This is a genomic window from Streptomyces sp. NPDC032745 (genome assembly GCF_055579465.1).
In genome coordinates, this window is record NZ_JBVING010000012.1 from 235806 (window position 1) to 261754 (window position 25949).

The 25949-nt window shown below is 71.3% G+C and carries 24 protein-coding genes; 16 read left to right on the top strand and 8 right to left on the bottom strand.

Going from position 1 to position 25949, the window contains the following annotated elements; all coding sequences use genetic code 11:
• Positions 1-25: 25 nt before the first annotated feature.
• The 8 genes from ACZ5WG_RS28500 (at position 26) to ACZ5WG_RS28535 (ending at position 8702) form a co-directional block, all read left to right on the top strand.
• Positions 26-1369 (top strand): NAD(P)/FAD-dependent oxidoreductase, encoded by a 1344-nt coding sequence (locus tag ACZ5WG_RS28500; RefSeq protein ID WP_468726845.1) that lies wholly within the window; start codon positions 26-28, stop codon positions 1367-1369.
• A gap of 7 nt (positions 1370-1376) precedes the next feature.
• Positions 1377-2450 carry a 3-dehydroquinate synthase family protein gene (locus ACZ5WG_RS28505; protein ID WP_468726847.1) on the top strand — a complete coding sequence of 358 codons (1074 nt, stop codon included), beginning with the start codon at positions 1377-1379 and terminating at the stop codon, positions 2448-2450.
• Positions 2447-3736 (top strand): 3-deoxy-7-phosphoheptulonate synthase, encoded by a 1290-nt coding sequence (locus tag ACZ5WG_RS28510; protein WP_468726849.1) that lies wholly within the window; start codon positions 2447-2449, stop codon positions 3734-3736. Before ACZ5WG_RS28505 ends, ACZ5WG_RS28510 begins: the two co-directional genes overlap by 4 nt.
• The gene (locus tag ACZ5WG_RS28515; protein ID WP_468726850.1) at positions 3733-4551 is read left to right on the top strand and encodes a shikimate dehydrogenase family protein; all 819 of its coding nucleotides are present in this window, start codon (positions 3733-3735) and stop codon (positions 4549-4551) included. The genes ACZ5WG_RS28510 and ACZ5WG_RS28515 overlap by 4 nt, the downstream gene beginning before the upstream one ends.
• Positions 4552-4782: 231 nt before the next feature.
• The gene (gene rifK / locus ACZ5WG_RS28520; RefSeq protein ID WP_468726852.1) at positions 4783-5943 is read left to right on the top strand and encodes a 3-amino-5-hydroxybenzoate synthase; all 1161 of its coding nucleotides are present in this window, start codon (positions 4783-4785) and stop codon (positions 5941-5943) included.
• Positions 5940-7022 (top strand): Gfo/Idh/MocA family protein, encoded by a 1083-nt coding sequence (locus ACZ5WG_RS28525; protein ID WP_468726853.1) that lies wholly within the window; start codon positions 5940-5942, stop codon positions 7020-7022. Before rifK ends, ACZ5WG_RS28525 begins: the two co-directional genes overlap by 4 nt.
• A 99-nt stretch (positions 7023-7121) precedes the next feature.
• Entirely contained in the window at positions 7122-7787 is a 666-nt protein-coding gene (locus tag ACZ5WG_RS28530) for an HAD-IA family hydrolase (protein ID WP_468726854.1), read from the top strand.
• Between the two features lie 15 nt (positions 7788-7802).
• Entirely contained in the window at positions 7803-8702 is a 900-nt protein-coding gene (locus ACZ5WG_RS28535) for an ROK family protein (RefSeq protein WP_468726856.1), read from the top strand.
• A 24-nt stretch (positions 8703-8726) separates the two neighbouring features.
• On the opposite strand, the gene mhpA is transcribed toward ACZ5WG_RS28535, so the two are convergent.
• Positions 8727-10367 carry a bifunctional 3-(3-hydroxy-phenyl)propionate/3-hydroxycinnamic acid hydroxylase MhpA gene (mhpA, locus tag ACZ5WG_RS28540; protein ID WP_468726857.1) on the bottom strand — a complete coding sequence of 547 codons (1641 nt, stop codon included), beginning with the start codon at positions 10365-10367 and terminating at the stop codon, positions 8727-8729.
• Between the two features lie 233 nt (positions 10368-10600).
• Positions 10601-10798 (bottom strand): ferredoxin, encoded by a 198-nt coding sequence (locus ACZ5WG_RS28545; RefSeq protein WP_468726859.1) that lies wholly within the window; start codon positions 10796-10798, stop codon positions 10601-10603.
• 245 nt (positions 10799-11043) lie between these two features.
• Here ACZ5WG_RS28545 and ACZ5WG_RS28550 point away from each other — a divergent pair, with 245 nt between their 5' ends.
• The 3 genes from ACZ5WG_RS28550 (at position 11044) to ACZ5WG_RS28560 (ending at position 14214) form a co-directional block, all read left to right on the top strand.
• Complete coding sequence (locus ACZ5WG_RS28550) at positions 11044-11823, top strand: thioesterase II family protein (RefSeq protein WP_468726861.1); 780 nt, start codon at positions 11044-11046, stop codon at positions 11821-11823.
• 16 nt (positions 11824-11839) lie between these two features.
• The gene (locus ACZ5WG_RS28555; protein ID WP_468726862.1) at positions 11840-13171 is read left to right on the top strand and encodes a cation:proton antiporter; all 1332 of its coding nucleotides are present in this window, start codon (positions 11840-11842) and stop codon (positions 13169-13171) included.
• Between the two features lie 182 nt (positions 13172-13353).
• Entirely contained in the window at positions 13354-14214 is an 861-nt protein-coding gene (locus tag ACZ5WG_RS28560) for a metallophosphoesterase family protein (protein WP_468726864.1), read from the top strand.
• A gap of 21 nt (positions 14215-14235) precedes the next feature.
• On the opposite strand, the gene ACZ5WG_RS28565 is transcribed toward ACZ5WG_RS28560, so the two are convergent.
• Positions 14236-15348 (bottom strand): LuxR C-terminal-related transcriptional regulator, encoded by a 1113-nt coding sequence (locus ACZ5WG_RS28565; protein ID WP_468726866.1) that lies wholly within the window; start codon positions 15346-15348, stop codon positions 14236-14238.
• A 669-nt stretch (positions 15349-16017) separates the two neighbouring features.
• On the opposite strand from ACZ5WG_RS28565, the gene ACZ5WG_RS28570 reads away from it, so the two are divergent.
• Positions 16018-16464: a type II 3-dehydroquinate dehydratase gene (locus ACZ5WG_RS28570; protein WP_468726867.1), complete on the top strand. Its 447-nt coding sequence runs from the start codon at positions 16018-16020 to the stop codon at positions 16462-16464.
• Positions 16465-16486: 22 nt separating this feature from the next.
• Here the strand turns inward: ACZ5WG_RS28570 and ACZ5WG_RS28575 are convergent, their stop codons facing one another.
• Positions 16487-17284, bottom strand: a complete 798-nt coding sequence (locus ACZ5WG_RS28575; RefSeq protein WP_468726869.1) for a VOC family protein — start codon at positions 17282-17284, stop codon at positions 16487-16489.
• A 175-nt stretch (positions 17285-17459) separates the two neighbouring features.
• On the opposite strand from ACZ5WG_RS28575, the gene ACZ5WG_RS28580 reads away from it, so the two are divergent.
• On the top strand, positions 17460-18314 hold the full coding sequence (locus ACZ5WG_RS28580) for a sulfurtransferase (protein ID WP_468726870.1): 855 nt from the start codon (positions 17460-17462) through the stop codon (positions 18312-18314).
• Between the two features lie 142 nt (positions 18315-18456).
• Here ACZ5WG_RS28580 and sepH read toward each other — a convergent pair whose 3' ends face one another.
• On the bottom strand, positions 18457-19473 hold the full coding sequence (gene sepH / locus ACZ5WG_RS28585; RefSeq protein ID WP_468726871.1) for a septation protein SepH: 1017 nt from the start codon (positions 19471-19473) through the stop codon (positions 18457-18459).
• A gap of 531 nt (positions 19474-20004) precedes the next feature.
• On the opposite strand from sepH, the gene ACZ5WG_RS28590 reads away from it, so the two are divergent.
• On the top strand, positions 20005-20847 hold the full coding sequence (locus ACZ5WG_RS28590; RefSeq protein WP_468726872.1) for a hypothetical protein: 843 nt from the start codon (positions 20005-20007) through the stop codon (positions 20845-20847).
• A 14-nt stretch (positions 20848-20861) separates the two neighbouring features.
• On the opposite strand, the gene ACZ5WG_RS28595 is transcribed toward ACZ5WG_RS28590, so the two are convergent.
• Together ACZ5WG_RS28595 and ACZ5WG_RS28600 are read right to left on the bottom strand one after the other, a co-directional pair.
• On the bottom strand, positions 20862-22208 hold the full coding sequence (locus ACZ5WG_RS28595) for a D-arabinono-1,4-lactone oxidase (RefSeq protein ID WP_468726873.1): 1347 nt from the start codon (positions 22206-22208) through the stop codon (positions 20862-20864).
• Positions 22150-23415, bottom strand: coding sequence for an MFS transporter (locus tag ACZ5WG_RS28600; protein WP_468726874.1), 1266 nt, complete (start codon positions 23413-23415; stop codon positions 22150-22152). Before ACZ5WG_RS28600 ends, ACZ5WG_RS28595 begins: the two co-directional genes overlap by 59 nt.
• Positions 23416-23587: 172 nt before the next feature.
• Here ACZ5WG_RS28600 and ACZ5WG_RS28605 point away from each other — a divergent pair, with 172 nt between their 5' ends.
• Positions 23588-24757 (top strand): ferrochelatase, encoded by a 1170-nt coding sequence (locus ACZ5WG_RS28605; protein ID WP_468726875.1) that lies wholly within the window; start codon positions 23588-23590, stop codon positions 24755-24757.
• 12 nt (positions 24758-24769) lie between these two features.
• Entirely contained in the window at positions 24770-25573 is an 804-nt protein-coding gene (locus tag ACZ5WG_RS28610; protein ID WP_468726877.1) for an inositol monophosphatase family protein, read from the top strand.
• 124 nt (positions 25574-25697) lie between these two features.
• Here ACZ5WG_RS28610 and ACZ5WG_RS28615 read toward each other — a convergent pair whose 3' ends face one another.
• Entirely contained in the window at positions 25698-25865 is a 168-nt protein-coding gene (locus ACZ5WG_RS28615) for a hypothetical protein (protein ID WP_383509303.1), read from the bottom strand.
• Positions 25866-25949: the final 84 nt, after the last annotated feature.

Below are 25949 nucleotides of genomic sequence, written 5' to 3' on the forward strand. Positions count from 1 at the left end.
GAGTTGGAATCAGAAGGGGAATGTGATGACGAACGACACCGCTGACGTGGTTGTGATCGGTGGAGGACCGGCCGGCGCGGTCAGCGCCCTGGTGCTCGCCAAGCAGGGGCACTCCGTGGTGCTGCTGGAGCGGGACGAGTTCCCCCGGTTCCACATAGGCGAGTCCCTGCTCCCCTACATGATGGGCCTGTTCGACCAGATCGGCCTGCGCGAGACGGTCGAGGCCCAGGGCTACGTCCCCAAGTTCGGCGGCGAGTTCATCGACCCCACCGAGAAGAAGTTCTTCGAGGGCGTCTTCCGCGCGGACTTCACCAAGCAGGGTGAAGGCCGGTTCCCCCGCGCGTTCCAGGTCGAGCGCGCCAGGTTCGACAAGATGCTCACCGAGCAGGCCGCCGAGGCCGGGGCGAAGGTCCTCTTCGGTGCGAACGTGAACGAGCTGCTCATGGAAGGCGACCGCATGGTCGGCGTCCGCTACGAGCGCGAGGGCCAGAGCCACGAGGTGCGTTCGTCCTACGTGATCGACGCGAGCGGTCGGGCCGGCCGGATCGCCAACCGCTTCGGGCTGCGCAAGACGCTCGAGAAGCTCCGCATGGTGGCCGTGTTCCGGCACTACACCGGACTCGACGAGAGCAACAACCTCGGCGTCGAGGGCGACATCCAGGTCGGCGCCCACGACGACGGCTGGGTCTGGGCGATCCCGCTGTCCACCGAGGACATCAGCGTGGGCACGGTCATGCCGCGCGATGCGCTGCGCGCGTCGACGCCGGAGAAGGCGTTCGAGGAGCACGTCGCCCGGATTCCGCGGATCACCGCACGCCTGACCGGAACCCGCCCCACCACGGACCTCAAGGTCGAGACCGACTACTGCTACCACTCGGACACCGTCACCGGGCCGGGCTGGGTCATGGTCGGAGACGCCGGCTGCTTCGGCGACCCGATGTTCTCCGGTGGTGTGCTGGTGGCGACGACCACCGCCGTCCGTGCCGCCGAGACGATCGGGGCTGCGCTGAAGGATCCCGCGCAGGAGGACCACCTGATCGACAAGTACGCGAGCTTCTTCAAGACCGGTTACGACACGTACATCCGGCTCATCCACGCCTACTACGACGGCGAGCTGGTGGCCATGGCCGCCGACGCCGCGCGTTCCACGGACCGGGACACCCTGGAGAAGTACCTCGTCCGGCTGATCGGCGGCGACTTCTGGAGCGAGCACAACTCGGTGGCCCAGGAGATGCGCAAGCGGACGGAGTGGGACACCTTCGAGCCGTTCCGGCGGGTCTTCGGCTGCCCGGTCTACCCCGAGCTGGACGAGGCCGACCGCAAGGAGCGGGCCGAGGCGCGCGTCCGCAGGGCGACGGCGGGCCGGTAGGGACGTCATGGCTTCCATTCCTCTGCGCCTCAGAGATCATTCGTACGATGTACTCATCGGCCCGGGGGTGCGTACGTCGCTTGCCGAGGTCGTCCAACGGCTGGGCGCCAGACGGGCCGTCGTCGTGTCGGCCCGCCCGGAGGAATGGGTGCCGGACACCGGTGTGGAGACCCTGCTGCTGCCGGCCCGGGACGGCGAGCAGGACAAGACCCTCACCACCGTGGAGGCGCTGTGCGGTGAGTTCGTGCGGTTCGGGCTCACCCGGTCCGACGTCGTCGTCTCCTGCGGCGGCGGCACGACCACCGACGTGGTCGGGCTGGCGGCCGCGCTCTACCACCGGGGCGTGCCCGTGGTGCACCTGCCCACGACGCTGCTCGCCCAGGTGGACGCCAGCGTCGGCGGGAAGACGGCGGTGAACCTGCCGGCCGGCAAGAACCTGGTCGGCGCGTACTGGCAGCCCAGCGCGGTGCTTTGCGACACGGACTACCTGTCGACCCTGCCGCGGCGGGAGCTGCTGAACGGTCTCGGTGAGATCGCCCGCTGCCACTTCATCGGTGCGGCGGACCTGCGCGGGCTGTCGCTGGAGGAGCAGATCACCGCCAGTGTGAGCCTCAAGGCGCGCATCGTGGAGACGGACGAGCGGGACGCCGGGCTGCGGCACACGCTCAACTACGGCCACACGCTGGGACATGCGCTGGAGAAGGCGACCGACTTCGCGCTGCGCCACGGCGAGGGGGTGGCCATCGGAACGGTCTTCGCGGGGCGGCTCGCCGGCGCCCTGGGCCGTATCGACCAGGCGCGGGTGGCGGAGCACCAGGACGTCGTCCGGCACTACGGTCTCCCCGCCGCCCTGCCCGTAGAGGCCGAGCCCGCGGCCCTCATGGAACTGATGCGCCACGACAAGAAGGCGATGAACGGACTCTCGTTCGTTCTGGACGGCGCGAACGGCGCGGAACTGGTGAGCGACGTACCGCACGAGGTGGTCGCGCGCGTCCTGGACCGGATGCCCCGAGCACGCATGGCCGATCTCGTCGGCGACGCCGCGCTCGGAGCCTCCACGACCGATGCGGCTCAGAAATGACACGTGCAACTCAGTGGCCGGCCGATCTCGACGGATCGGCCGGCGCCGTCCGGCCGGCGGACCGCCTGCTGTTCGACAAGCTGGAAGCGGCGCTCGCCAAGCCGGCCGCGCAGCAGCCGATCTGGGGAGACCCGGAACAGGCGAAGGACGCGGTGGCCCTGCTGAGCCGCGCCGAGCCGATCGTCACGCCGGCCGAGACGGCACGGCTGCGCAGCCGGCTCGCCGCGGTCGCGCGCGGCGAGGCGTTCCTGCTCCAGGGCGGTGACTGCGCCGAGACCTTCGCCGCGAACACCGAAGCCCATGTGCGCGCCAATCTGTGGACGCTCGTGGACATGGCCGAAGTGCTCGCCCGCCGCCTCGGACTGCCCGTCGTCAAGGTCGCCCGCATGGCCGGCCAGTACGCCAAGCCCCGTTCCCAGACCGTCGACGCACGGGGGCTGCCCGTCTACCGCGGCGACATGATCAACTCCATCGAGCCCACGCTCGCGGCCCGGACGCCCGATCCCTACCGGATGCTGCGGGCGCACGCCGACGCCGCACGCGCGATGGCTCTGGTGCGCACGTTCAGCGAGGCCGACGGCGACGGCGACCGCGACATCTACGTCAGCCACGAGGCGCTCCTGCTCGAATACGAGCAGTCCTTGCTGCGGGTGGACACCAGTGGGCCCGAGCCCCGTCTGGCCAGTGGGCTGGGGCACTTCCTGTGGATCGGCGAGCGCACCCGCCAGCTCGACGGCGCGCACATCGCATTCGCGGAACTGCTGTCCAACCCGATCGGCCTCAAGATCGGTCCGGGCACGAGCCCGGAGACGGCCGCCGCATACGTGCGGCGGCTCGACCCGCACCGTGAACCCGGGCGACTGACCCTGGTCAGCCGTATGGGGCACAGGCAGGTCCGTGACGTCCTGCCGCCGATCGTCGAGAGGGTCACCGCCTCCGGCCACCAGGTCATCTGGCAGTGCGATCCGATGCACGGCAATACGTACACATCGGCCAACGGATACAAGACGCGCAATCTCAGTCACATCAACGACGAGATAGCCGGATTCTTCGAAGTCCACCGACGACTGGGCACCCACCCCGGCGGAATTCACATCGAAGCGACGGGGGACGACGTCACGGAATGCCTCGGCGGCGCCTCCGGAACAACGGAAGCCGACCTGCCGGGCCGCTACCACACGGCCTGCGATCCCCGCCTGAACGCCGAGCAGTCGATGGAACTCGCATTCTCCGTCCCGGAGATGACTGCCGCCGGTATCGCCGACTTCGAAGCAGTGCTGCGATGACCGGCGGTCCGACCGGTACGCCCATCAAAGGCACCACCCGGCTGTACGCCGTGCTGGGGGATCCCATCGCCCAGGTCCAGGCACCCGGGCTGATGAATCCGCTCTTCGCCCGCCTGCGCATGGACGCGGTGCTCGTTCCGGTGCACGCCCGGCCGGAGCACCTCGAGCAGATCGTGCGCGGCCTGCAGCGCGTGGAGAACCTCGACGGCATGTTCGTCACGGTGCCCCACAAGGTCGCCGTTCGCCGGCTGGCCGACCGCTGCGGCCCGACCGTGGACATCGTCGGCAGCGCGAACGTGCTGCGACGGGAGGCCGACGGCAGCTGGCTCGCGGAGAACTTCGACGGCTCGGGCTTCGTGGCCGGTCTCGTCGGGGCCGGGCACGACCCCCACGGCCGGCGGGTGGCGCTCGTCGGCGCGGGGGGCGCGGGCAGCGCCGTCGCCGCGGCGCTGCTGACGGCAGGTGTGGACCGGTTGTGCGTGTACGACACGGACACCGCGAAGCTCGGCGCGCTGGTCACCCGCCTCGGCGCGTACTGGCCGGGCCGGGTACGCGCCTTGACCGGACCGCAGCTGCGCGACACCGGCATCGACATCGCGGTGAACGCCACGCCGCTCGGAATGCGTGCGGACGATCCGCTTCCGTTCCCCCTGGACTGCCTGCCGCCCGGCTGCGTGGTCGCCGACATCGTCATGAAACCCCGTGAGACGCGGCTCCTCCGGGAAGCAGCCGCACTGGGCCACCCCGTCCATCACGGTATTCACATGCTCGAGGGGCAACTGAATTCCTATCGAATCTTCTTCGACTTGCACTGAACTCACGGCACGACTACCGAATCTAGGGATGCGCTGTCGCAGGCGGAGCTCTATTTTGGACTTGTAATTCAGCCTATTTCTGACTGCACATGACGCTGCACGGGGCGGAGTGTGCGCCTCTTCCGCGATCTCGACGGCGACTGCTCGTGTGCGCGCGTCTTCCTCCGTAGCAGCACAGTGCCCCGCCCACTCCGCACCTCGCGTCGAGTCAGATCCATTCCTTGGAGAAACATGAACGTGCGACAGGCGCCGGAATTCCCCCAGTGGCCTCAGTATGACGAGGGTGAGCGGGAAGGGCTCATCCGCGCACTCGAGCAGGGCCAGTGGTGGCGGATGGGCGGAAGCGAAGTCGACTCCTTCGAGCAGGAGTTCGCCGAGCACCACGGCGGCGCCCACGCCCTCGCGGTCACGAACGGAACCCACGCCCTCGAACTCGCCCTGCAGGTCATGGGCGTCGGGCCGGGCACCGAAGTCATCGTCCCGGCCTTCACCTTCATCTCGTCCTCCCAGGCGGCGCAGCGGCTCGGCGCGGTCGCCGTACCGGTGGACGTCGACGAGAACACCTACTCCATCGACGTGGCGGCGGCCGCCGCCGCCGTGACCTCGCGGACCCGGGCGATCATGCCGGTGCACATGGCCGGCTTCCTGGCGGACATGGACGCACTGGCCAAGCTCTCCGCCGACACGGGCGTCCCGCTGCTCCAGGACGCCGCGCACGCCCACGGCGCCCGTTGGCAGGGCAAGCGGGTCGGCGAGCTCGGCTCGGTCGCCGCGTTCAGCTTCCAGAACGGCAAGCTGATGACCGCCGGCGAGGGCGGCGCCGTACTGTTCCCGGACTCGGAGCTGTACGAGACCGCGTTCCTGCGGCACAGCTGCGGACGGCCCCGCACCGACCGCCGGTACCTCCACTCGATCGCCGGCTCCAACCTGCGGCTCAACGAGTTCTCCGCCTCGGTGCTGCGCGCGCAGCTGCGACGCCTGGACGGGCAGATCGCCACGCGTCACGAGCGCTGGGCCGTGCTGTCCAAGCTGCTCGAGTCGATCGACCGGGTGGTCCCGCAGCGAGGCGACGAGCGCACCGACGTCCCCTCGCACTACATGGCGATGTTCCGGGTGCCCGGCATCGGCGAGGAGAACCGCAACGCTCTCGTCGACCGGCTCGTGGAGGCCGGCCTGCCGGCGTTCGCCGGTTTCCGCGCGATCTACCGCACCGACGCCTTCTGGGAGATCGGCGCACCAGACGCCACCCCGGACGAGCTCGCCGAGCGCTGCCCCAACTCCGAGGCCATCAGCCAGGACTGCATCTGGCTGCACCACCGCACGCTGCTCGCCTCCGAAGAGGACATGCACCGTACGGCCGCGATCATCGCCGACGCTGTGAGCGCCGTATGAGCGTCAGGGTGGCCATCGTCGGGCTCGGCTGGGCGGGGCGTGAGCTGTGGCTCCCCCTGCTGAGCGAGCACGGCGACTTCGAAGTGGTGGCCGTCGCCGACACCGAACCGGCGGCGCGTGAGGCGTTCGGCGTGGTGCCGGGCATTCCCGTCCACGCGACGGTGGACGCGCTCACCGCCCAGTCGGTCGACCTCGCCGTGGTCGCCGTACCCAACTTCCTGCATGCCGAGGTGGCCGCGGCCCTGCTCGGCAAGGGCATCTCCGTCTTCCTCGAGAAGCCGGTGTGCCTGACCTCCGCCGAGGCCGACATGCTGGCAGCCGCCGAACGCAGCGGCGGCGCCATGCTGCTGGCCGGCAGCGCAGCCCCCTACCGCAGCGATGTGGGAGCCCTGGCGAGCCTGGTGCCCGACCTGGGCCACATCCGCCACGTCGACCTGTCCTGGGTCCGGGCGCGCGGGATCCCCAAGGCCGGCGGCTGGTTCACCCAGCGCAGCAAGGCCGGCGGCGGTGTGCTGTTCGACCTCGGATGGCACCTGCTCGACACGCTCGCCTCCCTGCTCGGTCCCGCCCGCTTCGCAGAGGTCGTCGGCGTGACGGCGAGCGACTTCGTCAACGTCGGTTCCTGGAGCGCGGCATGGCGGCACGACCAGCCCGTCGCCGACACCGCCGGTGACGTCGAGGACACCGCCCGGGGCTTCTTCGTCCGCGAAGACGGCGTCTCCGTCGCCCTGCACGCCAGCTGGGCGTCGCACGAGGCACGGGACGTGTCCCAGATCCAGGTGGTGGGCAGCGAGGGAACCGCCGAGCTGAGGTGCACCTTCGGCTTCAGCCCCAACCGCCAGCCCCGCTCGGTGCTGACGCTGACCCGTGAAGGCACCACCACGTCGGTCCCGGTGCCGGACGAGCCGATCGGCAACGAGTACCGGCGCCAGCTGTGCCGCCTCGCCGGATTCCTGGGGGATCCGGGCAACCGCGGCAGGGCGATCGGCGAGGCCCGTACGACGGTCCGCGTCATCGAGGACTTCTACGCGTCGGCCCGCTCCGTGCGCGCCCGGAACGCCGTGCCCGCCTACCGGTAGACGGCGCGGAAAACCAGTGGAACCACGGTTCCAAAGAGAACGAGCAGACGTACGGGATGGCATGACGTGACAATTTCAATGGCAGGGACATCAGCGACGGTGACGCAGACGCGCCCGTCGGTCAGGCGCGCCGTGATCTTCGACCTGGACGGGGTCATCGTCGACAGCTTCGCCGTGATGGAAGAGGCTTTCGCCATCGCGTACAAGGAGGTCGTCGGGGAGGGCCAGGCGCCGTTCGAGGAGTACCGGCGCCACCAGGGGCGCTACTTCCCGGACATCATGCGGATCATGGGCCTCCCGCTGGAGATGGAGGAGCCGTTCGTCCGCGAGAGCTATCGGCTCGCGCACCAGGTGCCGGTCTTCGAGGGCATCACCGAGCTGCTGCTGACCCTGCGGACGCGTGGGTTCAAGCTCGCGGTGGCCACCGGCAAGAGCGGGCCGCGGGCGCGGTCCCTGCTCGAACAGCTGGGCCTGCTCCCCTTCTTCGACCACGTGATCGGCTCGGACGAGATCGCCCGCCCGAAGCCCGCCCCGGACATCGTGGTGCGCGCCCTCGAGCTGCTGGGGCTGCCGGCCGAGGAGGCGATCATGATCGGTGACGCACCGACCGACATCGCCAGCGCCCACGGCGCCGGTGTGGCCTCGGCCGCCGCGCTGTGGGCCGAGGTGGACGACGAGGACGCACTGCTGGGCGCTCTGCCGGGCGCCGTCCTGCACCGCCCGGCCGAACTGCTGGCGCTGTGCCCGTCCGTGCCCCGCGGCTGAGGGTCGTCCAAGGGCATGGAGAAGGCACATCACCTCGGTGTCGACATCGGGGGCACCAAGGTCGCCTTCCGGGTGGAGGCCGGCGCGGAGCGTGTCGACGAGTCCGCCTTCCGGTGGGGCCCGCGGCACAGCGCCGACCGGGACCTCGCTCAACTCGCCCACCACGTGGAGCAACTACGGGCGAGACTCGGAGTACCGCTCCGCGCGGTGGGCGTCGCGATGCCCGGCACGGTCGACCCGGCCGGCCGGGTCACCGCCTGGCCGAGCCGGCCGGAGTGGAACGGGCTCGACCTGGACGAGTCGCTGCGCGCGCTGTTCCCCGAAGCGGCCGTCGCCTGGGCGGACGACGGCGACCTCGGTGCGCTCGCGGAGGCCCAGGCGTCGGGCTGTGACGACCTGCTCTACCTCGGGGTGGGCACCGGCATCGGCGGCGGCCTCGTCCTGCAAGGGGCGCTGTGCCCCGGGCTGGGCCGGGGCTCCTTCGAGATCGGACACGTGATCGTCGCGATGGGCGGCGCGCAGTGCGTCTGCGGCCGCCGGGGATGCCTCCAGGCGATCGCCTCCGGACCGGCCACCCTGGGCCGCGCGGCCCGTCTGCGGGGAGCGCCCGCCCCCTTCGGGGAACTGCGGCGGGCGCTGCGCGAAGGGGCGCCGTGGGCGGTCACCGCGGTCGAGGAGACCTCCCGGGCCCTGGCCGCCGCGGTGGCCGGCGTCCAGGAACTGGTCCATCCCCGTCTCGCCCTGATCGGCGGCGGCTTCGCGGCCGGTGTCCCCGAGCTCGTCGGGCTGGTGTCCGGTCACCTCGCCGAGCTCGCCCGCCCGGGCCAACCCCCGCTGCCGGTGGAGCCGGCAGCATTGGGGGGCCTGTCCTCGTTGCGCGGCGCAGTGGCGCTCGCCCGGCTGACCGCGCCCTGACCGCGCCCTGACCGCGTACGACCGTCAGCCGGCCCGGTGCGGTGCACCGGCCGGCACCGCGGCACGCAACTGGTCCCGCAGGTCGTCGACCAGCGACTCGGTGCCGGCCGGGCCGCTCGCGGCACCGAAGACGTGGTAGTCGGGACGGACGAGCAGCGAAGTCGCCCCGAACCGCGCCAGATACGGCCCGTAGACCTCGTCCGAATCCACCACGCCGATCACATCGGCCGAGCCGTGCTCCTCTGATGCCTGTCCGGGCGGCAGCAGCCGCACCACGTGCGCCCCGAGGCCGGCGAGGAACGAAAGCCGCTCCTCGTCGAGCAGGGTGTGCGGATCGTCGGTGGTCAGCAGGACGAAACCACGGCCGACGACATCGTCGAACAGAGCGGCGGGGCCCTGGTGCGCCACTCGTCCCTGCGGTACGACGGCACCCGCGGGCGCCTCGGCCGCCTGCGCTCCGGACCGCCGGTGCAGCAGACCGCCCGAGAGCGCCTTCGCCGGCTCCGGCCGCCCCGCCGGCTTGCCGCGCCGGTTGGCCAGCACCGTGGCGTCCCGCTCGGCGGCCGCCGCCGGGTCCGTCACACAGATCACCCGGCCCAGCTGGACCGACGCCAGGATCGCCTCCTTGGCCTGCGCCCGGCGTTCCTCCGTGTAGCTGTCCAGTACGGACTCGTCCGCGAGGCCGCGGAGCGTCAGGTCCAGCTTCCATGCCAGGTTGACGACGTCCCGGATGCCGGAGCACATGCCCTGCCCGGCGAACGGCGGCATGAGATGGGCCGCGTCTCCGGCCAGCAGGACATGACCCACGCGCCACTGGTCGGCCCAGCGGGCCTGGAAGATGTACGTGGTGCTGCGCAGCAGGGTGGCCGTGTCGGGGGTGACGCCGAACGGCGCCAGCAGCCGCCAGGCCGTCTCGTCCCGGTTGAGCTCGGCGGTGCTCTCGCCGGGCAGGCGCATGAACTCCCAGCGCCGGCGCCCGGGGCCGCTGGCCACCACGGTCGTGGGCCTGGCCGGATCACAGATCTGCACGTTGGTCGGGGTGAACTCGCGCGGCTGGCGCAGTTCGACGTCGCAGAGCAGCCACTCGTAGGAGAACCCGAGGTCCGTCACGGAGACGTCGAGGTGGTCGCGCACGAAGCTGTTGGCCCCGTCGCACCCCACGACCCACCGCGCGGAGAGGACGCGTGTCGCGTCGTCGTCGGTGGCCGTCGTCACCTCCACCAGGTCCTCGCCGTCGGCGATCTTCACGACCTCGTGCCCGCGCAGCACCGTGATGCCGGGAAGTGCCGCCACCCTGGCGGCGATCAGCTCCTCCAGGGCCGGCTGGTGCATCGTGTTGGCATCCGGCCAGCCGTAGGGACCGGCCGTGGTGAACGCGATGTCCAGCAGCGCCGCGCCGGAGGGGGTCTGCCACTGGTAGCCGTTGGCCGGCTCGGTGACCCGGCCCAGATCCGGGCCGATCCCGGTGGCCGCCAGGAGGCGCGCGGTCTCCCCGTCGAAGCTGGTCGCGCGGGGAAGCCGGTACGGCCGGGCACGGCGCTCGAGTACGGTCACCCGCCAGCCGCGCTGGGCGAGCAGTACCGAGAGCGCGGCACCTATCGGCCCGTTGCCCACGATGACGACGTCGGTGTCCGTCGGATTCGAGTACGTATCGTGCGTTCGCATGGTTGGCATCGTGCCCCTACTCGCATGCTGTGGGCAGATCAGCGCGCACTTCGGAAAACGGCGTCGAGGAAGACTCACAGGTCCGCGCTGTTTGAAGGGCTGAATTCCGCCACGCCGGAAAATTGCCAGAATGGTATTCCGGCTTTTCGGTACGTGTCAAGGAGCAGGAAACCCTATCAGGTTGAGGGATGTTCAGGCGGCGATTTCCGTGCTGGCCGGGTCCGTCCGCCGGCTCATTCCACCAGCGAGATGGCCCGGCCCGGGCAGACGTAGGACGCCTCACGGGCCTTCTGTTGCAGGAGTTCGCCATCGGGTTCGGCATTCAGCACGATGACCGTGCCGTCATGCTCGCTCTGGTCGAACACCTCCGGCTCGGTGAACACGCATTGACCTGCACCGATGCACTTGTCGACGTCCGCGGTGATCCTCATTTTGATTGCCTCCTGCGCGTTCGGGAAACCACAGACTGACACATGCCCGTATGTCTTCGAGGCGGAGCGCGGAATTTTTCGGATGAGCTATCAGATCGAGGGATGTCCGGCCGGTCGCACCTGTCCTACCCTCCTGAACGAAGATACAAGTCTCGGGATCGGCGCGGTTCCCGCCGCCGGTCGTTGGTCGACCCGCGGTGGGGCAGCAGCGTGCCAAGGGTGATTCCTGAAAGGAAGGTATTGCCGTGCCTCAGCCGGCGGAGCAATTCGAAAAGTGGGTTCGCCGATCTCACCCGGCGCCGAACAGTGAAGTCCGCCTCGTATGCCTGCCGCACGCAGGCGGATCGGCGAGCTTCTACTTCCCCGTGTCCAAGGCGCTCGCGCCTGCGGTGGAGGTGCTGGCGATCCAGTACCCGGGGCGGCAGGAGCGACGCCACGAGCCGAACATCCCCAGCATCCCCGACCTGGCGGATCAGATCTTCGCGGCCGTGCGCCATCTCGACGATCTGCCCATGGCGTTGTTCGGGCACAGCATGGGCGCCGTTCTCGCCTACGAGCTCGCGCTGCGCATGCAGGACGCCGGCCTCCCCTCGCCCGTGCGGTTCTTCGCGTCCGGCCGGCGGGCCCCCTCCCGCTACCGCGACGACGTGGTCCACCTCGGGTCGGACGCACAGATGGTCGCCGAGCTCCGCAAGCTGAGCGGAACCGACGCGGCCATGCTGGCCGACCCGGAACTGCTGGAAATGATCATGCCGGCCCTCCGCAGCGACTACCGTGCCGTCGAGACGTACCAGTACGAACCCGGCCGGAAGCTGGACTGCCCGGTGACGGTACTCACCGGAGACAGCGACCCCCGGGTCTCGATCGACGAAGCGGCCTCCTGGGAGGCGCACACCACCGGGCCGACGGAGCTCCGGGTATTCCCGGGAGGCCACTTCTTCCTCGCCGCCCAGAGCGCAGACGTGACCGCACTGCTGACGGAGAGGCTGGTCCGCCAGAGCGTCTTGACGCCCGGCAGGCCCTGAGCCTAAGTGATGTGAGATGAGCTCCTTACCCGTCCCGGCCATCGCCCACCACTCGCTGCTGGTGCTCCTGCTCCAGCTGGCGCTCCTCCTTCTCCTGGCCATCACCCTCGGCCAGCTGGCCGCATGGTTCAAGATGCCCGCGATCGTCGGCGAGCTGTTCGCCGGAGTGCTCCTCGGCCCCTCGGTCCTCAGCCACGCGCTGCCCGACTTCGCCGACTGGCTGCTGCCGAAGCAGCCCGCCCAGATGCACCTCCTCGACGCGGTGGGGCAGCTGGGTGTCCTGCTGCTCGTCGGTGTCACCGGCATGGAGCTCAAGTTCGACCTCGTCAAACGGCGCGGGGCCACCGCGATGCGGGTGAGTCTGGCCGGTCTGATCCTGCCCCTGGTGCTCGGCGTCGGCACGGGCCTCCTGCTGCCCGCCTCGCTCCTGCCGGGCGACACCGACCCGACGGTCTTCGCCCTGTTCCTCGGGGTGGCTCTGTGCGTCAGCGCGATCCCGGTGATCGCCAAGACGCTGATGGACATGAACCTCCTCCACCGCGAGGTCGGACAGCTGACGCTCGCCTCCGGCGTGATCGACGACGTCATCGGCTGGTTCCTGCTCTCCATCGTCTCGGCGATGGCAACGGCCGGGCTGACCACCGGGAAGATCGCGACTTCGCTGCTGTGCCCCGTGGGCGTCGTGCTGTTCGCGGTGCTGGTGGGCCGCCCCGTGGTGAGGATCGCGCTGCGGGCGGCCAACCGGTCCCCGGACGCCGGGCCGACCGTTGCGGTGGCGGCGCTGATCGTCCTGCTGGGCTCGGTGGCGACGCACGCGATGGGACTGGAAGCGGTCTTCGGCGCCTTCGTGTGCGGCGTACTGATCGGCACCTGCGGCGAGCTGGACCGGGAGAAGCTGGCCCCGCTGCGAACGACCGTGCTGGCCTTCCTCGCCCCGGTCTACTTCGCCACGGCCGGACTCCGGATGGACCTGACCGCACTGACCAGGCCCGCCGTTCTGGCCGCTGCATGCGCAGTGCTCGCCGTCGCCGTCCTCGGCAAGTTCGCGGGTGCCTACGCCGGCGCGAAGCTGAGCGGGCTGGGCCGGTGGGAGGCCCTCGCACTCGGTGCCGGCATGAACTCCCGCGGGGTGATCGAGGTGATCGTGGCGATGGTCGGGCTGCGGCTCGGCATCCTCGGTCCCGAGACGTACACCATCATCATCCTCGTTGCGATCGTGACCTCGCTCATGGCGCCGCCCATCCTGCGCGCCGCCATGGCCCGGATCGAAGAGAACGCCGAGACGGAAATGGGTATGGGCGCAGACAAGCCGCGCGACCTCGCGCCGCCGCCACCCGCCACCGTCTGAGGACTCGTCGTCGCCCTCGAGCCGAGGGCCTGACTGGCACTCGACGAGTGCCAGGAGGAGAGAAGCATGACTTCCAGATCGCCGCAGCACGGGGCCTGCGCCCCCTCGCGGACAGCTGCGCGCGCGAAGCAGGCGGAGAGCTCCCTCCTGGCCCCCGTCGTGTGCACCGAAGGGGACGAGGGATGACCGGGAAGGCCGGCGGTACGGGTACGGGGCAATTGCTGGCCATCAGCGACCTCCACCTCAACTACGCCGAGAACCGTGCCCTGGTCGAGCAGATGAAACCCGGCTCGGAGGACGACTGGCTGCTGGTAGCCGGGGACGTGGCGGAGAACGCGGCCGACATCCGCTGGTGCCTGAAGACCCTCGCGAGCCGTTTCCGCAAGGTCGTCTGGGTCCCCGGCAACCACGAGCTGTGGACCCACCCGAGCGACACGCTCACCCTGCGCGGTGTCGCCCGCTACGAGCACCTGGTCGAGCTGTGCCGCGAACTGGGCGTCACAACGCCCGAGGACCCCTACCCGATCTGGGAGGGGCCGGACGGCCCCGTGGCCGTGGCGCCGCTGTTCCTGCTGTACGACTACTCCTTCCTGCCGGCGGATTGCACCACCAAGGAGGAGGGACTGGCCTACGCGCACAGCACCGGAGTCATCTGCAACGACGAGTACGTCCTGCACCCCGACCCCTACCCGAGCCGCGAGGCCTGGTGCCGGGCCCGGGTGGCCGAGACCGAGCGCAGGCTCGCCGAACTCCCCGACGGCCTGCCCACCGTCCTCGTCAACCACTACCCGCTCGACCGGCACCCGACGGACGTCCTGTGGTACCCGGAGTTCGCCATGTGGTGCGGCACCCGGCTGACCGCCGACTGGCACCGCAGGTTCAACGTGGCCGCCATGGTCTACGGCCATCTCCACATCCCGCGGACCACGTACCACGAGGGCGTCCGCTTCGAGGAGGTGTCCGTGGGATATCCCCGCGAGTGGCGCACGCGCCAGGATCCGCCGGGAAGGCTGCGCCGGATACTGCCCGTGGAGGCCGGGTGACCGGGTGATCACCGCCGGACGTCAGCCAACCTGTGCGAGCTCAGGAGCCGGACTCGCAATACGGCTCCACGTCCGCGTCAGTTCCACACGAGAAGCCACGTTCATCTTGCGGAAGATCTTCTTCAGATGGAACGCCACGGTGTGACCGGAGATGAACAGGTGCTCGCCGACCTGGGAGTTGGTGAACCCCTGGCTGACCAGCTCGGCCACCGCGGCCTCGGTGACGGTGAGGGAGCCGGCGCTCACACCGTCCTGGCCGGCGTACTGCGGATAGCGGCCACGTCGCACACCGAGCGAGCGGAGCTTGCTCACGACCCTGCGGGCATCCCGCGGGGCCGCGGAACGCGCATACCCGTCCACCGCCCGTTCGAGGATCTCGACGGCCCGATCCCGCTCCTGGTCCAGTTCGGAGAGGAGGGTCCCGGCATCCTCGTAGGCGGAGGCACCGGCCCACAGGTCCAGATGCGATTCGGCCGCGGCGATGACCTGTTCGGGATTCTCTTCCAGCAGCCCGTCGGCGTGTACCGCCGCCGCTTCTATCGACCGGAGCCCGCGGTTGCGCGCGGCGAGCCCGGCGGCCTCGGAGACCACCCGCTCGGCGAGGGATTCGTCGCCGAGCTTGCGCGCGGTCCGGACGAGCCAGGCGGCAGCGGCCGGCTGCGAGGCCAGGAGCTCCAGGATGAGCTGGTCGTCCGTGATGATGCCCGCGATGAGATGAGCAGCGGTCTTCGCGCCACCCTGCACTTCCAGGAACTGGGCCGCGGCCCAGGCGCACTGACTGGGCCTGTCGACCGTCCGGCCGAGAAGGGCGTCCTGCCGCAGCTGATCGACGAAGTCCAGGCTGACGCTCATGTTGCCCTGCCGGAGAGCGCTCAGCGCCAGCATGGTGTGCGCGTCGGGAAGCAGGGAGTTGAGGTCGGCCTGCTGCGCCCTGCGGACGCCCCGGCCCGCCAGATCGGCAGCGGAGTCGACATCTCCCCGGGTGAACGCGAGTTCCGCCGAACAGATCAGCGCGGCCGCCACGAGTCCGCCGGTTCCTGCAGCGCGGGCCGTCAGCTCCTCCACACCGGCGAGTACACGCGCCCCGGATGCAAGCTCGCGGACTCGGACGAGCAGTACGGAATGCCAGACCATGGCCGGCCCCACACAATTGTCCGCGCATTCAGGGTTGATCCGGGCGGCTGCGGCCGCCAAGCGGATTGCCTCTACGAGTTCGCCGCGCGACCAGGCGGAAAACGAGAGCTCGGACAACCTGACCGTCTCGCAAGAGTTGCCGTCGCAGGTGCGCATGACGGAAAAAACCGGGGGCGTCTGCAGGCGAATCAGAGAGTCGAGCATCACATCTCCTGTCATCGGATCATCAGTCGCGCCGCTTCGTCCGAGTGGTGGCGGTGGACGTGCCGGTCATGATTCAGCACCGGGCCCCCGGGGGACCGAGTGCTCCAGCCGGGCTCTAGTGCAGATCAAGACCGCTGCCGGAAGGGCGAAGTTCGGTTCGCGAGGGCCGGGCGGCCTGGCCGGACGGGGAGGCCGCCGCCCACCACGGGCTCTCGCGTCCACGGCCCGGCGGATCGCCGTCGAACCGGGCGCGCGCGGTATCGAGCCGGTCCCCAGCGGTCCTCTTGCTGCCGCCCTCGGCGAGGCCCGGCCCGGCGGCCGCCGGGTGGAAGCACCGCCCGCCAGGCGACGATCGCCCGCACGCCCGACGGGACTATCAATTCTGATGATGGCGCACCGAGAAGGGCATCGGCAGTATGGAGGCGTTCCGGAATAATCCGGTGGAATGAATAGCGAGGTGTCCCCTTGAGTGTCGTTCTTCTCTTGAACGGTCCCAACCTGGGCATTCTGGGGCGGCGCGAGCCGGAGATATACGGCACGGACACGCTCGCCGACATCGAAGCGGCGGTCGCCCGGGAGGTGAGCGTCAAGGGGTGGGAGGTTCTCTCCGTCCAGCACGACTCGGAAGGCGATCTCGTCGGCGCCATTCACAGGCATTCCGACACCACGGTCGGGGCAATCGTCAATCCCGGCGCCCTGATGATTGCCGGATGGAGTCTGCGTGACGCGCTGGCGAGTTATGCACCGCCGTGGGTCGAGGTGCACCTCAGCAACGTATGGGCCCGCGAACAGTTCCGGCACGAGTCGGTGATCGCCCCGCTGGCGAGCGGTGTCGTCGTCGGCCTGGGCGCTTTCGGCTATCGCCTGGCCGCCCAGGCGCTGATGCACCTGTCCGAGGCCGAGCCCTCGTAGCAGTCACGACGAGGGCCGCAGGTCAGTGGCCGTTTCCGGGACGCGACTCCAGGAGGGTGAACACCGCGCCCTCCGGATCGGTGACCGTGGACACTCTGCCGGTCAGCCCCTCGCGGGGCGGCTGGACGATACGCCCGCCGAGCCGCTGGACCCGGGCCGCGGCCGTGTCGGCGTCCTCGACCTCGAAGTACGTCATCCAGTGCGGGCCCCGGTCGTGCGGGAGCGAACGCCCGACCCCGTGCACGGCGGCGACCGGACGCCCGTCCAGCAGCAGCGTCACGTAGTCGAAGTCGGCTGAGGCCGTGCCGTGCGTCTCGGCCTCGTGGCCGAAGACGTGCTCGTAGAACTTGCCGACGGTCGACGTGTCCTGCGTGACCAGCTCGCTCCAGACCGGGGTGCCGGGGACCCCCGGCTGCCGGGTCCCGATCTGCTCCTCGGCCTGCCAGAGGCCGAAGATCGCCCCCAGCGGGTCGGAACAGATCGCCAGGCGTCCCGCGGCGCCCGCGTCCAGCGGGCCCACCGCCACCGTGCCGCCGCAGGAGCGGATCGTCTCGGCCGTCGAGTCCGCGTCGTCGGTGGCGAAGTACGTCGTCCAGGCCACCGGGAGATGCCGGTCCGGCGGCATCTCCCCGATGCCGGCCACCTCCTGGCCGTCGAGCAGGGCGCGGACGTACGGGCCGAAGGGCTGGGGGCCGGGCTCGTACTCCCAGCCGAACAGGTCGGTGTAGAAGGCCTCGGTGGTCCCGAGGCCGTGCACCATCAGACTCGACCAGCACGGTGTGCCGGGCGGGCGCCGCGTTGCTTCCGGTGCCTCGGTCATGTCAGCCGTCTCCTCCGTCGTCGCTCATCCCGGACCAGATGCTTCCACTCCGGGGTGTCCGGCGCGCCCCGACCGGCCGGGTTTCGCCGGAGCGGGGAGAGATGACCGAATCGGTGCGGCCTGTCGATGTCGGGCTTGTTACACGGGCTGTGGAGCGGGGAGGAAGATGGGCCGCATGACTGCGAACCCTGCACCCTCCGTGATCGTTTCCGTCCCCGAACTGATGGCCGAGCTGGCCGGTTCCCGGCCGCCGGCGCTGCTGGACGTCCGCTGGCAGCTGGGCGGCCCGAACCTGCGCTCCGAGTACGAGGCCGGGCACCTGCCGGGTGCGGTGTACGTGGACCTCGACCGCGAACTGGCAGGTCCGCCGGGGGCGGGCGGCCGCCACCCGCTGCCGCAGCCGGAGGAGTTCGGGGCGGTGATGCGCAGGGCCGGAGTCTCGGCTGACGTGCCGGTGGTCGTGTACGACGGGGGGCAGGGGTGGGCCGCCGCCCGGGCGTGGTGGCTGTTGCGCTGGACGGGTCACACGGACGTGCGGGTCCTGGACGGGGGACTGGCCGCGTGGACGGCAGGGGGCGGGCCGGTGACGGCTGACGCGGTGACCGCCGAGGAGGGCGATTTCAAGCCAAACCCGGGGGCGGCGGGGCTGCTGGACGCGGACGCCGCGGCGGCGCTCGCGCGGAGCGGGATCCTGCTGGACGCGCGGGCGGGGGAGCGGTACCGGGGCGAGGTCGAGCCGATCGACCGGATCGGCGGGCACATTCCGGGCGCGGTGTCGGCGCCGACGACGGAGAACGTGGGCGCCGACGGGCGGTTCCTGGCGGCGGAGGCGCTGCGGGCGAGGTTCGCCGGGCTGGGCGTCTCGGGCGGGGCGCCGGTCGGGGTGTACTGCGGCTCGGGGGTCTCGGGCGCGCACGAGGTGCTGGCGCTCGAGGTGGCGGGGGTTCCGGCCGCCCTGTACGCGGGCAGCTGGTCGGAATGGTCCGCGGACCCGACCCGCCCGGTGGCCACTGGCCCGGACCCGCAGTAATCCGGCCCCGCGGCGTTCGAGGCGCGGGGTCCGGGGCGGAGCCCCGGGAAGCCGGGCGCAGCCCGGGATCGCTCGCGCAGCGGCGGCGCAGCCGGGCCGGCGGAGTGCGGCCCCGCGCCTCGAGCGTGGCGGGGCCGGTTCGCTACTCCTGTTTCTTGCGGCGGGTGCCGAAGACGATTTCGTCCCAGCTCGGGACCGCCGCGCGGCGGCCCGGGCGGACGCCGTCGGCTTCCGCCTGGCGGTCCGTGGTGCCCGTCAGGCGGTCGCGGTGGCCCGCCACCGTGCGCGGCATCAGGACGTCCGCGTACGCGGCACCCGCACCGGCGCTCGCCGAAGCCGCCGGGGGCTCCTCCGCCTCCGGCTCCTCCACCGGGGGCTCGGGGCGTTCCGGGACCACCAGGTCGCCGCGGAAGCTCGGTACCGCTTCCAGCAGGCTCGTCAGCGTGTCCCGTTCCTCCTCCGGCTCCGGAGCCGGGGCGACCGGGCGTTCCAGCTGGCGGTCCAGGGCGCGGTCCAGCGGCCGGTCCCGCGGCAGCCGCGCGATCCTCGGCACGAACGGAAAGCTCGGCTCCGGCGTCGCCGGCAGGTCGTCCGCCTCGCCGATCAGGGAGCGGGCCTCGTCGTCCACGGCCACGACCAGCCGGCGCGGCGGGTCGTACGTCCAGCTGGCCGAGTGCGGTTCGCTCGCGACCCGGTAGACCAGCAGGACCTCCCAGGTGCCGTCGTCGCGGCGCCAGGAGTCCCACTGGACGGACTCCTTGTCGGCCCCGCGCAGCAGCAGCCGCTCCTGCACGGCCTCGCCGAGCTGGGGCCCGGTGTTCTCGCCGGGACGGCGAACGGGGGTCTTGCGGGCCCGCTCCGCCATGAACGCGCGCTCGGCCAGCACCGGGCCCTCGAAGCGGCGTACGCGGTCGACGGGGATGCCGGCGAGCTGAGCGACCTCCTCGGCGGAGGCGCCGGCTCGTATGCGGGCCTGGATGTCGCGGGGGCGGAGGTGGCTCTCCACCTCGATCTCGATCTGGTTCAGGCGCGCGCGGTCGTTGCGCACGGCAGCCCGCAGCCGCTCGTCGATCGGAAGCGTGTACTCCGTGCTGTCCGCAGCCTTGAGCACCAGTCGTGTGCCGTCATTTGAGACGGCCACGACACGCAGTTCGGGCATGGGGACCTCCCGGGTGGTGCCTGCCGACGTCACGTGCGTCGCTGCTTCCGCTAGTCGAGTGTGGCCTGCCCGGGTGCAGCCTGCCACAACCTTGCCGAGTTCAACCGGCGTGTCGGGCATGCGCCCTTGATCGCCGTTATGGCACGGTTACCTGTTGGGCACGCACAGTGACCGAACGGTTACTGTGCGCAGCAGGAATCCGTGCAATGCCGCGGGATCACCGGTCTCGAGTGCCGTTTCTCCATCAGCCGGCCCCCTCTCCCGAGTCCGGACATCCGTAAGGAAGGACGGCCCCAGGGCTCGCCACAGTACTCCATTCGGGCCACCTGGGTGGACCGCCGCGCCGCCGAACTTGTCGCGGGCGGCGGGAGTTGGGCTGCCCCGAATCGGGCCGGACCTGCGACCGCGCCCGTTTTCGGGTGTCTTGCTTCACAGAATCCCCAGAAACGGAACCATCTGTTTCGCTCGGCGGTCGGTAACTGCTGAGAGCGGTGAAGCGCGAGATGTCGCGAGAGGCAGCACACACAGGGGATGAGGATGGGTCGGAAGGCCGCGCCGGAAGTCGAACCGGGGTCCGGGACGGATGGGCCGGACGGGACGGGCGGGACGGAAAAGAAGAAGCTCGATCTGAGCGTGGCCCAGATCGCGGGCTCCTCCCTCGCCACCGTCGCGGCGGCACTGCTGGCCTCGAAGCTCGGCGTCTACGGGACCATCCTCGGCGCCGGCGTGGTGAGCGTGGTGGCCACCGCCGGCGGCCCCGTCATCCAGCACCTCTTCAAGCGCACCGGCGACCAGCTGCGCGAGAGCGCCCGTCCCAGAGCCCGTCAGGTCCCGCTGCCCCGCGAGGAGAAGGCGGCCGACGGTACCCCGCCGCTCCGCGCGGTCCCGCCCTCCGGGGAGTTCGGCGAGGCCACCGTGCACGGCACCCGGGTAAGGGGCTGGAAGCGCACGGCGGTGGCCTCGGGCACGGCCTTCGCCATCGCGCTCGGCGGCCTCGGCGCGTACGAGGCCTTCTCCGGTACGGCGATCAGCCAGGGCGGCGGAACCATCTGGTCCGGCGGCACGCGCAAGGTGAACGACGAACGGCCCGCCGGCCCGGGGAAGGGACCCGGCACCGGCGGGAAGGGCGGCGCAGTCCCGGAGTCCGGAACCTCCCCGGGCCCTTCGGCTCCGCACGGCGGCCGGGGCCCGGGCGCGAGCCCCGGCCCCGAGCCGTCGTCCCCGGACTCTGCGGGCTCCCCGGGCCCGGACTCCGGGGGCCCGGCGCCGAGTCCGAGCCCGCCAACGCCGACGCCGAGCCCGAAGCCCACCCCGACCCCGACGCCCACACCCACGCCCAGCCCGAGCGCAAAGGGGCAGCAGGACTCCCCCTGAGCGCCGGCCGGGGGCTACTCGCCCAGCACCCGCCGCAGGTAGTCGTTGCCGAACAGCCGCTCCGGGTCCAGCCGGTCCCGCAGCGCGGTGAACTCGCCGAAGCGCGGGTAGACCCGGGAGAAGTACTCCGCGTCGCGCGTGTGCACCTTGCCCCAGTGCGGCCGTCCGCCGTGCGCCGTGAAGATCCGCTCGGCGGCCGTGAAGTAGGCCTGGTACGGCGTGCCCTTGTACATGTGCACCGCGATGTACGCGGTCTCCCGCCCCGAGGCCGTCGACAGCGTTATGTCGTCCGCCGGGGCGGTGCGCACCTCCACCGGGAAGCTGATCCGCAGCCCGGAACGGTCGACCGTCGTCCTGAGCTCCCGCAGCGCCTCGACGACCTGCTCGCGCGGGAGTGCGTACTCCATCTCCACGAAGCGCACCCGGCGCGGGCTGGTGAACACCTTGTACGGGATGTCCGTGTAGGTGCGCGCGGACAGGGCGCGGCTCGCGATCCGGGCGATGGAGGGGATGGCCGCGGGGACCGCGCGGCCCAGCGAGTTGACGGCCTGGAAGACGCCGTTGGACAGCAGCTCGTCCTCGACCCAGGCGCTCACCGCTCCGGGCGGGGCGGCGGGGCCCTGGCTGCGGTTGTTGCGCTTGGTGTTGCAGTTGCCGGTGTGCGGGAACCAGTAGAACTCGAAGTGCTCGTTCTCGGCGAAGTGCTGATCGAACTCGGCGGTCACCCGGTCGAAGCCCATGGGCTCCTCACGGGCGGTCAGGAAGAAGATCGGCTCCACCGCGAAGGTGATCGCCGTGACGATGCCGAGGGCTCCGATGCCGATCCGGGCCGCCGCGAAGACCGCGCGTTCCTCGTCGTCCCCCTTCTCCGAGCACGTCAGCAGCCGCCCGTCCGCCGTGACCAGCTCCAGGCCGCGGATCTGGGCGGCGATGGAGGCGGAGTCCCGGCCGGTGCCGTGGGTTCCGGTGCTGGTGGCGCCGGAGACCGTCTGCTCCATGATGTCGCCCATGTTCGTGAGCGACAGGCCCTCCCGGGCCAGGGCCTGGTTGAGGTCCTTGAGCACCGTGCCCGCGGCCACCGTCACGGTGCCGGCGGCCCGGTCGATCTCCCGGATCCCGGCCAGCGCCTGCGGACGTACGAGCACCCCGTCGGTGGCGGCGGCCGCGGTGAAGGAGTGGCCGGTGCCGACCGCCTTCACCTTGAGCCCGTCCTCGGCGGCCCGGCGGACCGCCTCCTGAAGCTCCCCGACCGATGCCGGGGTCACCACCCGGGCGGGTGCCGCCGTGACGTTGCCCGCCCAGTTATGCCACGCGCCCGCTGTCGCCGGCCCGTTCTTCCCTGCTGCTGTCGCCGTCCCCATCGCTAGAGGGCTCCTCCCCTTGCGCCGGCCTCGTCAGCCGGCGGTAACCCGCGAACGCCACCGCCGCCGCGGCGGTCCCCGCCGAGACCGAGACGACGAACCCGCGCTGAGCCCCGGCCGAGTCGATGACCAGACCGGTCACGGATGAGCCGACCGCGATACCGACGGCGAGGCCGGTGGTGATCCACGTCATGCCCTCGGTGAGCTTCGCGCGTGGTACGTGCGCCTCGATCAGGGCCATCGTGGTGATCATCGTGGGAGCGATGGCGAGGCCCGAGACGAAGAGCGCCACGGCCAGAAACGGAAGGTTCCCGGCCAGTAGGAGGGGGATCATACTCACGGCCATCGCACAGATGCCCAGTACCCACCTGCGTTCGGTCCGGCCCTTGAGGTGCAGCAGGCCGAAGACGATGCCGGCCAGACAGGATCCGGCCGCCCAGATGGCCAGGATGAAACTGGCGGCGGACTTCTGGCCCTGCTCCTCGGCGAAGGCCAGGGTGGACACGTCGATGGACCCGAAGATCGCGCCGGTCGCCACGAACGTGGCCGTCAGCACCTGCAGGCCGGGGGAGCGCAGGGCGGAGGTCCGGTCGCCGTCCTGGCTGCGCGGATGCGGCGCCGGCTCGGTGGAGCGCTGCGCGGTGAGCAGCCAGACGCCGACGAGCAGACAGCCGGCCGCGATCACCGGTCCGGCTTCAGGGAACCAGGTGGTGGACAGTCCGATCGCCAGGATCGGGCCGAAGATGAAGCAGACCTCGTCCACCACGGACTCGAAGGAGTACGCGGTGTGCAGCTCGCGCGGCGCGTCGCGGTAGAGCACGGTCCAGCGGGCGCGGACCATCGAGCCGACGCTCGGCACGCAGCCCGCGACGGCCGCGAAGACGAAGAGGGTCCAGTCGGGGAGTCCGTTCGCCGCGGCCAGCACCAGGGCGATGACGGAGGCGACGGAGATGAGGGTCGCGGGGCGCAGCACCCGCCGCTGCCCGTACTGGTCCACCAGCCGGGACACCTGCGGGCCGATGAAAGCGGCGGCCAGGGCCAGGGTGCCGGTGAGGGCGCTGGCCATCGCGTAGCGCCCGGTGATCTCCGAGATCATCGTGAGGATGCCGACGCCCACCATGGATATCGGCAGCCGGCCTATGAGGCCGGCGGCGCTGAAGGCCTTGGTGCCGGGCGCTGCGAAGATCGCGCGGTAGGGACTGGGCAAGGTCTCTCCGTAAGGGACGTCATTGGCCCATACAGGTTACGACCGCCGACAGGGCACCCGCACGGGGAAGATTCGAACATCGAAACTTAGGGTTACCTTACCCGTGTCGCGGTGCGGGACGCGTGGCCGGTCCGGTTCCCCGGCGAGGACGCCGGGTGGCAGGATTCGGACCATGTCAGACCAGCTCCGCGCCGCCGCCCCGCCCTCGGCCGAAGGCCTCGCCGGCCCCTACGACGCCCTCCTGCTGCTCTCCTTCGGCGGCCCCGAGGGGCCCGACGACGTCGTGCCGTTCCTGGAGAACGTCACGCGCGGGCGCGGCATCCCGCGCGAGCGGCTCAAGGAGGTCGGGCAGCACTACTTCGGCTTCGGCGGGGTCAGCCCGATCAACGGGCAGAACCGCGAGCTGCTGGACGCCCTGCGCAAGGACTTCGCCGACCACGGACTGGACCTGCCCGTGTACTGGGGCAACCGGAACTGGGCCCCGTACCTCACCGACGTGATGCGGGAGATGACCGCCGACGGGCGCCGCCGGATCGCGGTGCTCGCGACCAGCGCGTACGCCTCGTACTCGGGCTGCCGCCAGTACCGCGAGAACCTCGCGGACGCGCTGGCGGCACTGGCCGAGGAGGGCGTCGCCGAGCTGCCGAGGGTCGACAAGCTGCGGCACTACTTCAACCACCCCGGCTTCGTGCAGCCGATGATCGACGGGGTGCTCGCCGCACTGGAGTCGCTGCCGCAGGAGGTGCGCGCCGGCGCGCACCTCGCCTTCACCACGCATTCGATCCCCACCGCGGCCGCCGACACCTCCGGCCCGGTCGAGGAGCACACCGGCGACGGCGAGGGCGGGGCCTACGTCAAGCAGCACCTGGACGTCGCGCAGCTGATCGCGGACGCGGTGCGGGCCGAGACGGGCACGGAGCTGCCCTGGGAGCTCGTCTACCAGTCGCGCAGCGGCGCCCCGCACATCCCGTGGCTGGAGCCGGACGTCTGCGACCACCTGGAGGCCCTGCACGGCGCGGGGGCGCCCGCGGTGGTGATGGTCCCGATCGGGTTCGTCTCGGACCACATGGAGGTCCTGTACGACCTCGACACGGAGGCCACGGCGAAGGCGGCGGAGCTCGGGCTTCCGGTCGCCCGGTCGGCGACGGTCGGGGCCGACCCGCGGTTCGCGGCGGCGGTGCGGGAACTGGTGCTGGAGCGCGCCGCGGCGGAGCGGGGCGAGCCGGTGGAGCGGTGCGCGCTCGGGCTGCTCGGGCCCAGCCACGATCTGTGCGCGGTGGGCTGCTGCCCGGCGCGCGGGCCCCGGCCGGCGGCCGCGGGCGTCGACAGCCCGTACGCCTAGGAAAGGGCGAGCGTGATCTCCGAAGAGCTGAAGGCCGAACTGCTGGACGTGGGGCTGGACGCCGCCCGGCAGGCCGGGGAGCTGCTGAGGGACGGCAGGCCGGCCGATCTCGCGGTGGCGGCGACGAAGAGCAGCCCGATCGACGTGGTGACCGAGATGGACATCGCCGCGGAGAAGCTGATCACCGGCATCCTCGCGCGGCGGCGGCCCGAGGACGGGCTGCTGGGCGAGGAGGGCGCGGACAGCCCCGGGACGAGCGGGGTGCGGTGGGTCGTGGACCCGCTGGACGGCACCGTCAACTACCTGTACGGGCTGCCGAGCTGGAGCGTGTCGATCGCCGCCGAGTACGAGGGCGCGACCGTCGTCGGGGTCGTGGCGGCCCCGATGCGGGGCGAGACGTACCACGCGGTACTCGGGGGCGGGGCCTGGCTGGGGGAGGTCCGCCTCGCGTGCCGGGCGGCCGCCCCGCTGGACCAGGCGCTGGTCGCGACCGGATTCGCGTACCTCCAGGCGCGCAAGGAGCAGCAGGCGGACGTCGCGCAGCGGGTGATCCCGAAGGTGCGGGACATCCGGCGGGGCGGCTCCGCGGCGCTGGATCTCAGCGACGTGGCCGCCGGGCGGCTGGACGCGTACTACGAGCGGGGGCTCAACCCCTGGGACCTGGCCGCGGGCGAGCTGATCGCCCGGGAGGCCGGGGCGCTCACGGGCGGCCGGCCCGGCCGGCCGGCCTCGGGGGAGCTGGCGCTCGCCGCCACCCCGGCGGTGTTCGCGTCCCTGCAGCCCCTGCTGGAAGAGGCCGGAGCCTGGCACGACTGAGGCCCTCGGCTGCCCCGGCCGGCCGCCGCAGGGCCCGTGCGGCCGGGCCGGGGCATGAGGGAACCCCGGCTGCCGCGTGCGGTCGCCGGGGTTCGGGTCGGACTGGCGGGATCAGGAAGGCAGGTCAGCAGGCGGAGACCGGGACTCCGTGTTCCGCGGCGAGGCGCTGGAGATCTTCCAGTTCCGCCTGCTCCACTTCCACGAGGAAGTCGTCGCCCGTCTCACGGGCCTGCTTGAGGTCCGACTGCGTGGCCCGGATGCGCTGCAGGAGACCCGCGGTGAATGCGTCCATGGTGGGTTCGCCCCCTCTTCGTGGGTCGGCGGCGGCACGTGGCAGTCCGCCGTCAGGGAGTGGTTGGGGTGTGCTCACGTCCTC

Bases quoted from the DNA above. Each gene is read 5' to 3' on its own strand.
- ACZ5WG_RS28510 (WP_468726849.1), top strand. From the start codon at position 2,447: ATGACACGTGCAACTCAGTGGCCGGCCGATCTCGACGGATCGGCCGGC.
- ACZ5WG_RS28615 (WP_383509303.1), bottom strand. From the start codon at position 25,865: ATGGACGCATTCACCGCGGGTCTCCTGCAGCGCATCCGGGCCACGCAG.
- ACZ5WG_RS28590 (WP_468726872.1), top strand. From the start codon at position 20,005: ATGAGGATGGGTCGGAAGGCCGCGCCGGAAGTCGAACCGGGGTCCGGG.
- sepH (WP_468726871.1), bottom strand. From the start codon at position 19,473: ATGCCCGAACTGCGTGTCGTGGCCGTCTCAAATGACGGCACACGACTG.
- ACZ5WG_RS28535 (WP_468726856.1), top strand. From the start codon at position 7,803: ATGGAGAAGGCACATCACCTCGGTGTCGACATCGGGGGCACCAAGGTC.
- mhpA (WP_468726857.1), bottom strand. From the start codon at position 10,367: ATGCGAACGCACGATACGTACTCGAATCCGACGGACACCGACGTCGTC.
- ACZ5WG_RS28560 (WP_468726864.1), top strand. From the start codon at position 13,354: ATGACCGGGAAGGCCGGCGGTACGGGTACGGGGCAATTGCTGGCCATC.
- ACZ5WG_RS28555 (WP_468726862.1), top strand. From the start codon at position 11,840: ATGAGCTCCTTACCCGTCCCGGCCATCGCCCACCACTCGCTGCTGGTG.
- ACZ5WG_RS28605 (WP_468726875.1), top strand. From the start codon at position 23,588: ATGTCAGACCAGCTCCGCGCCGCCGCCCCGCCCTCGGCCGAAGGCCTC.
- ACZ5WG_RS28505 (WP_468726847.1), top strand. From the start codon at position 1,377: ATGGCTTCCATTCCTCTGCGCCTCAGAGATCATTCGTACGATGTACTC.
- rifK (WP_468726852.1), top strand. From the start codon at position 4,783: ATGAACGTGCGACAGGCGCCGGAATTCCCCCAGTGGCCTCAGTATGAC.
- ACZ5WG_RS28500 (WP_468726845.1), top strand. From the start codon at position 26: ATGACGAACGACACCGCTGACGTGGTTGTGATCGGTGGAGGACCGGCC.
- ACZ5WG_RS28565 (WP_468726866.1), bottom strand. From the start codon at position 15,348: ATGGTCTGGCATTCCGTACTGCTCGTCCGAGTCCGCGAGCTTGCATCC.
- ACZ5WG_RS28545 (WP_468726859.1), bottom strand. From the start codon at position 10,798: ATGAGGATCACCGCGGACGTCGACAAGTGCATCGGTGCAGGTCAATGC.
- ACZ5WG_RS28595 (WP_468726873.1), bottom strand. From the start codon at position 22,208: ATGGGGACGGCGACAGCAGCAGGGAAGAACGGGCCGGCGACAGCGGGC.
- ACZ5WG_RS28575 (WP_468726869.1), bottom strand. From the start codon at position 17,284: ATGACCGAGGCACCGGAAGCAACGCGGCGCCCGCCCGGCACACCGTGC.
- ACZ5WG_RS28580 (WP_468726870.1), top strand. From the start codon at position 17,460: ATGACTGCGAACCCTGCACCCTCCGTGATCGTTTCCGTCCCCGAACTG.
- ACZ5WG_RS28525 (WP_468726853.1), top strand. From the start codon at position 5,940: ATGAGCGTCAGGGTGGCCATCGTCGGGCTCGGCTGGGCGGGGCGTGAG.
- ACZ5WG_RS28515 (WP_468726850.1), top strand. From the start codon at position 3,733: ATGACCGGCGGTCCGACCGGTACGCCCATCAAAGGCACCACCCGGCTG.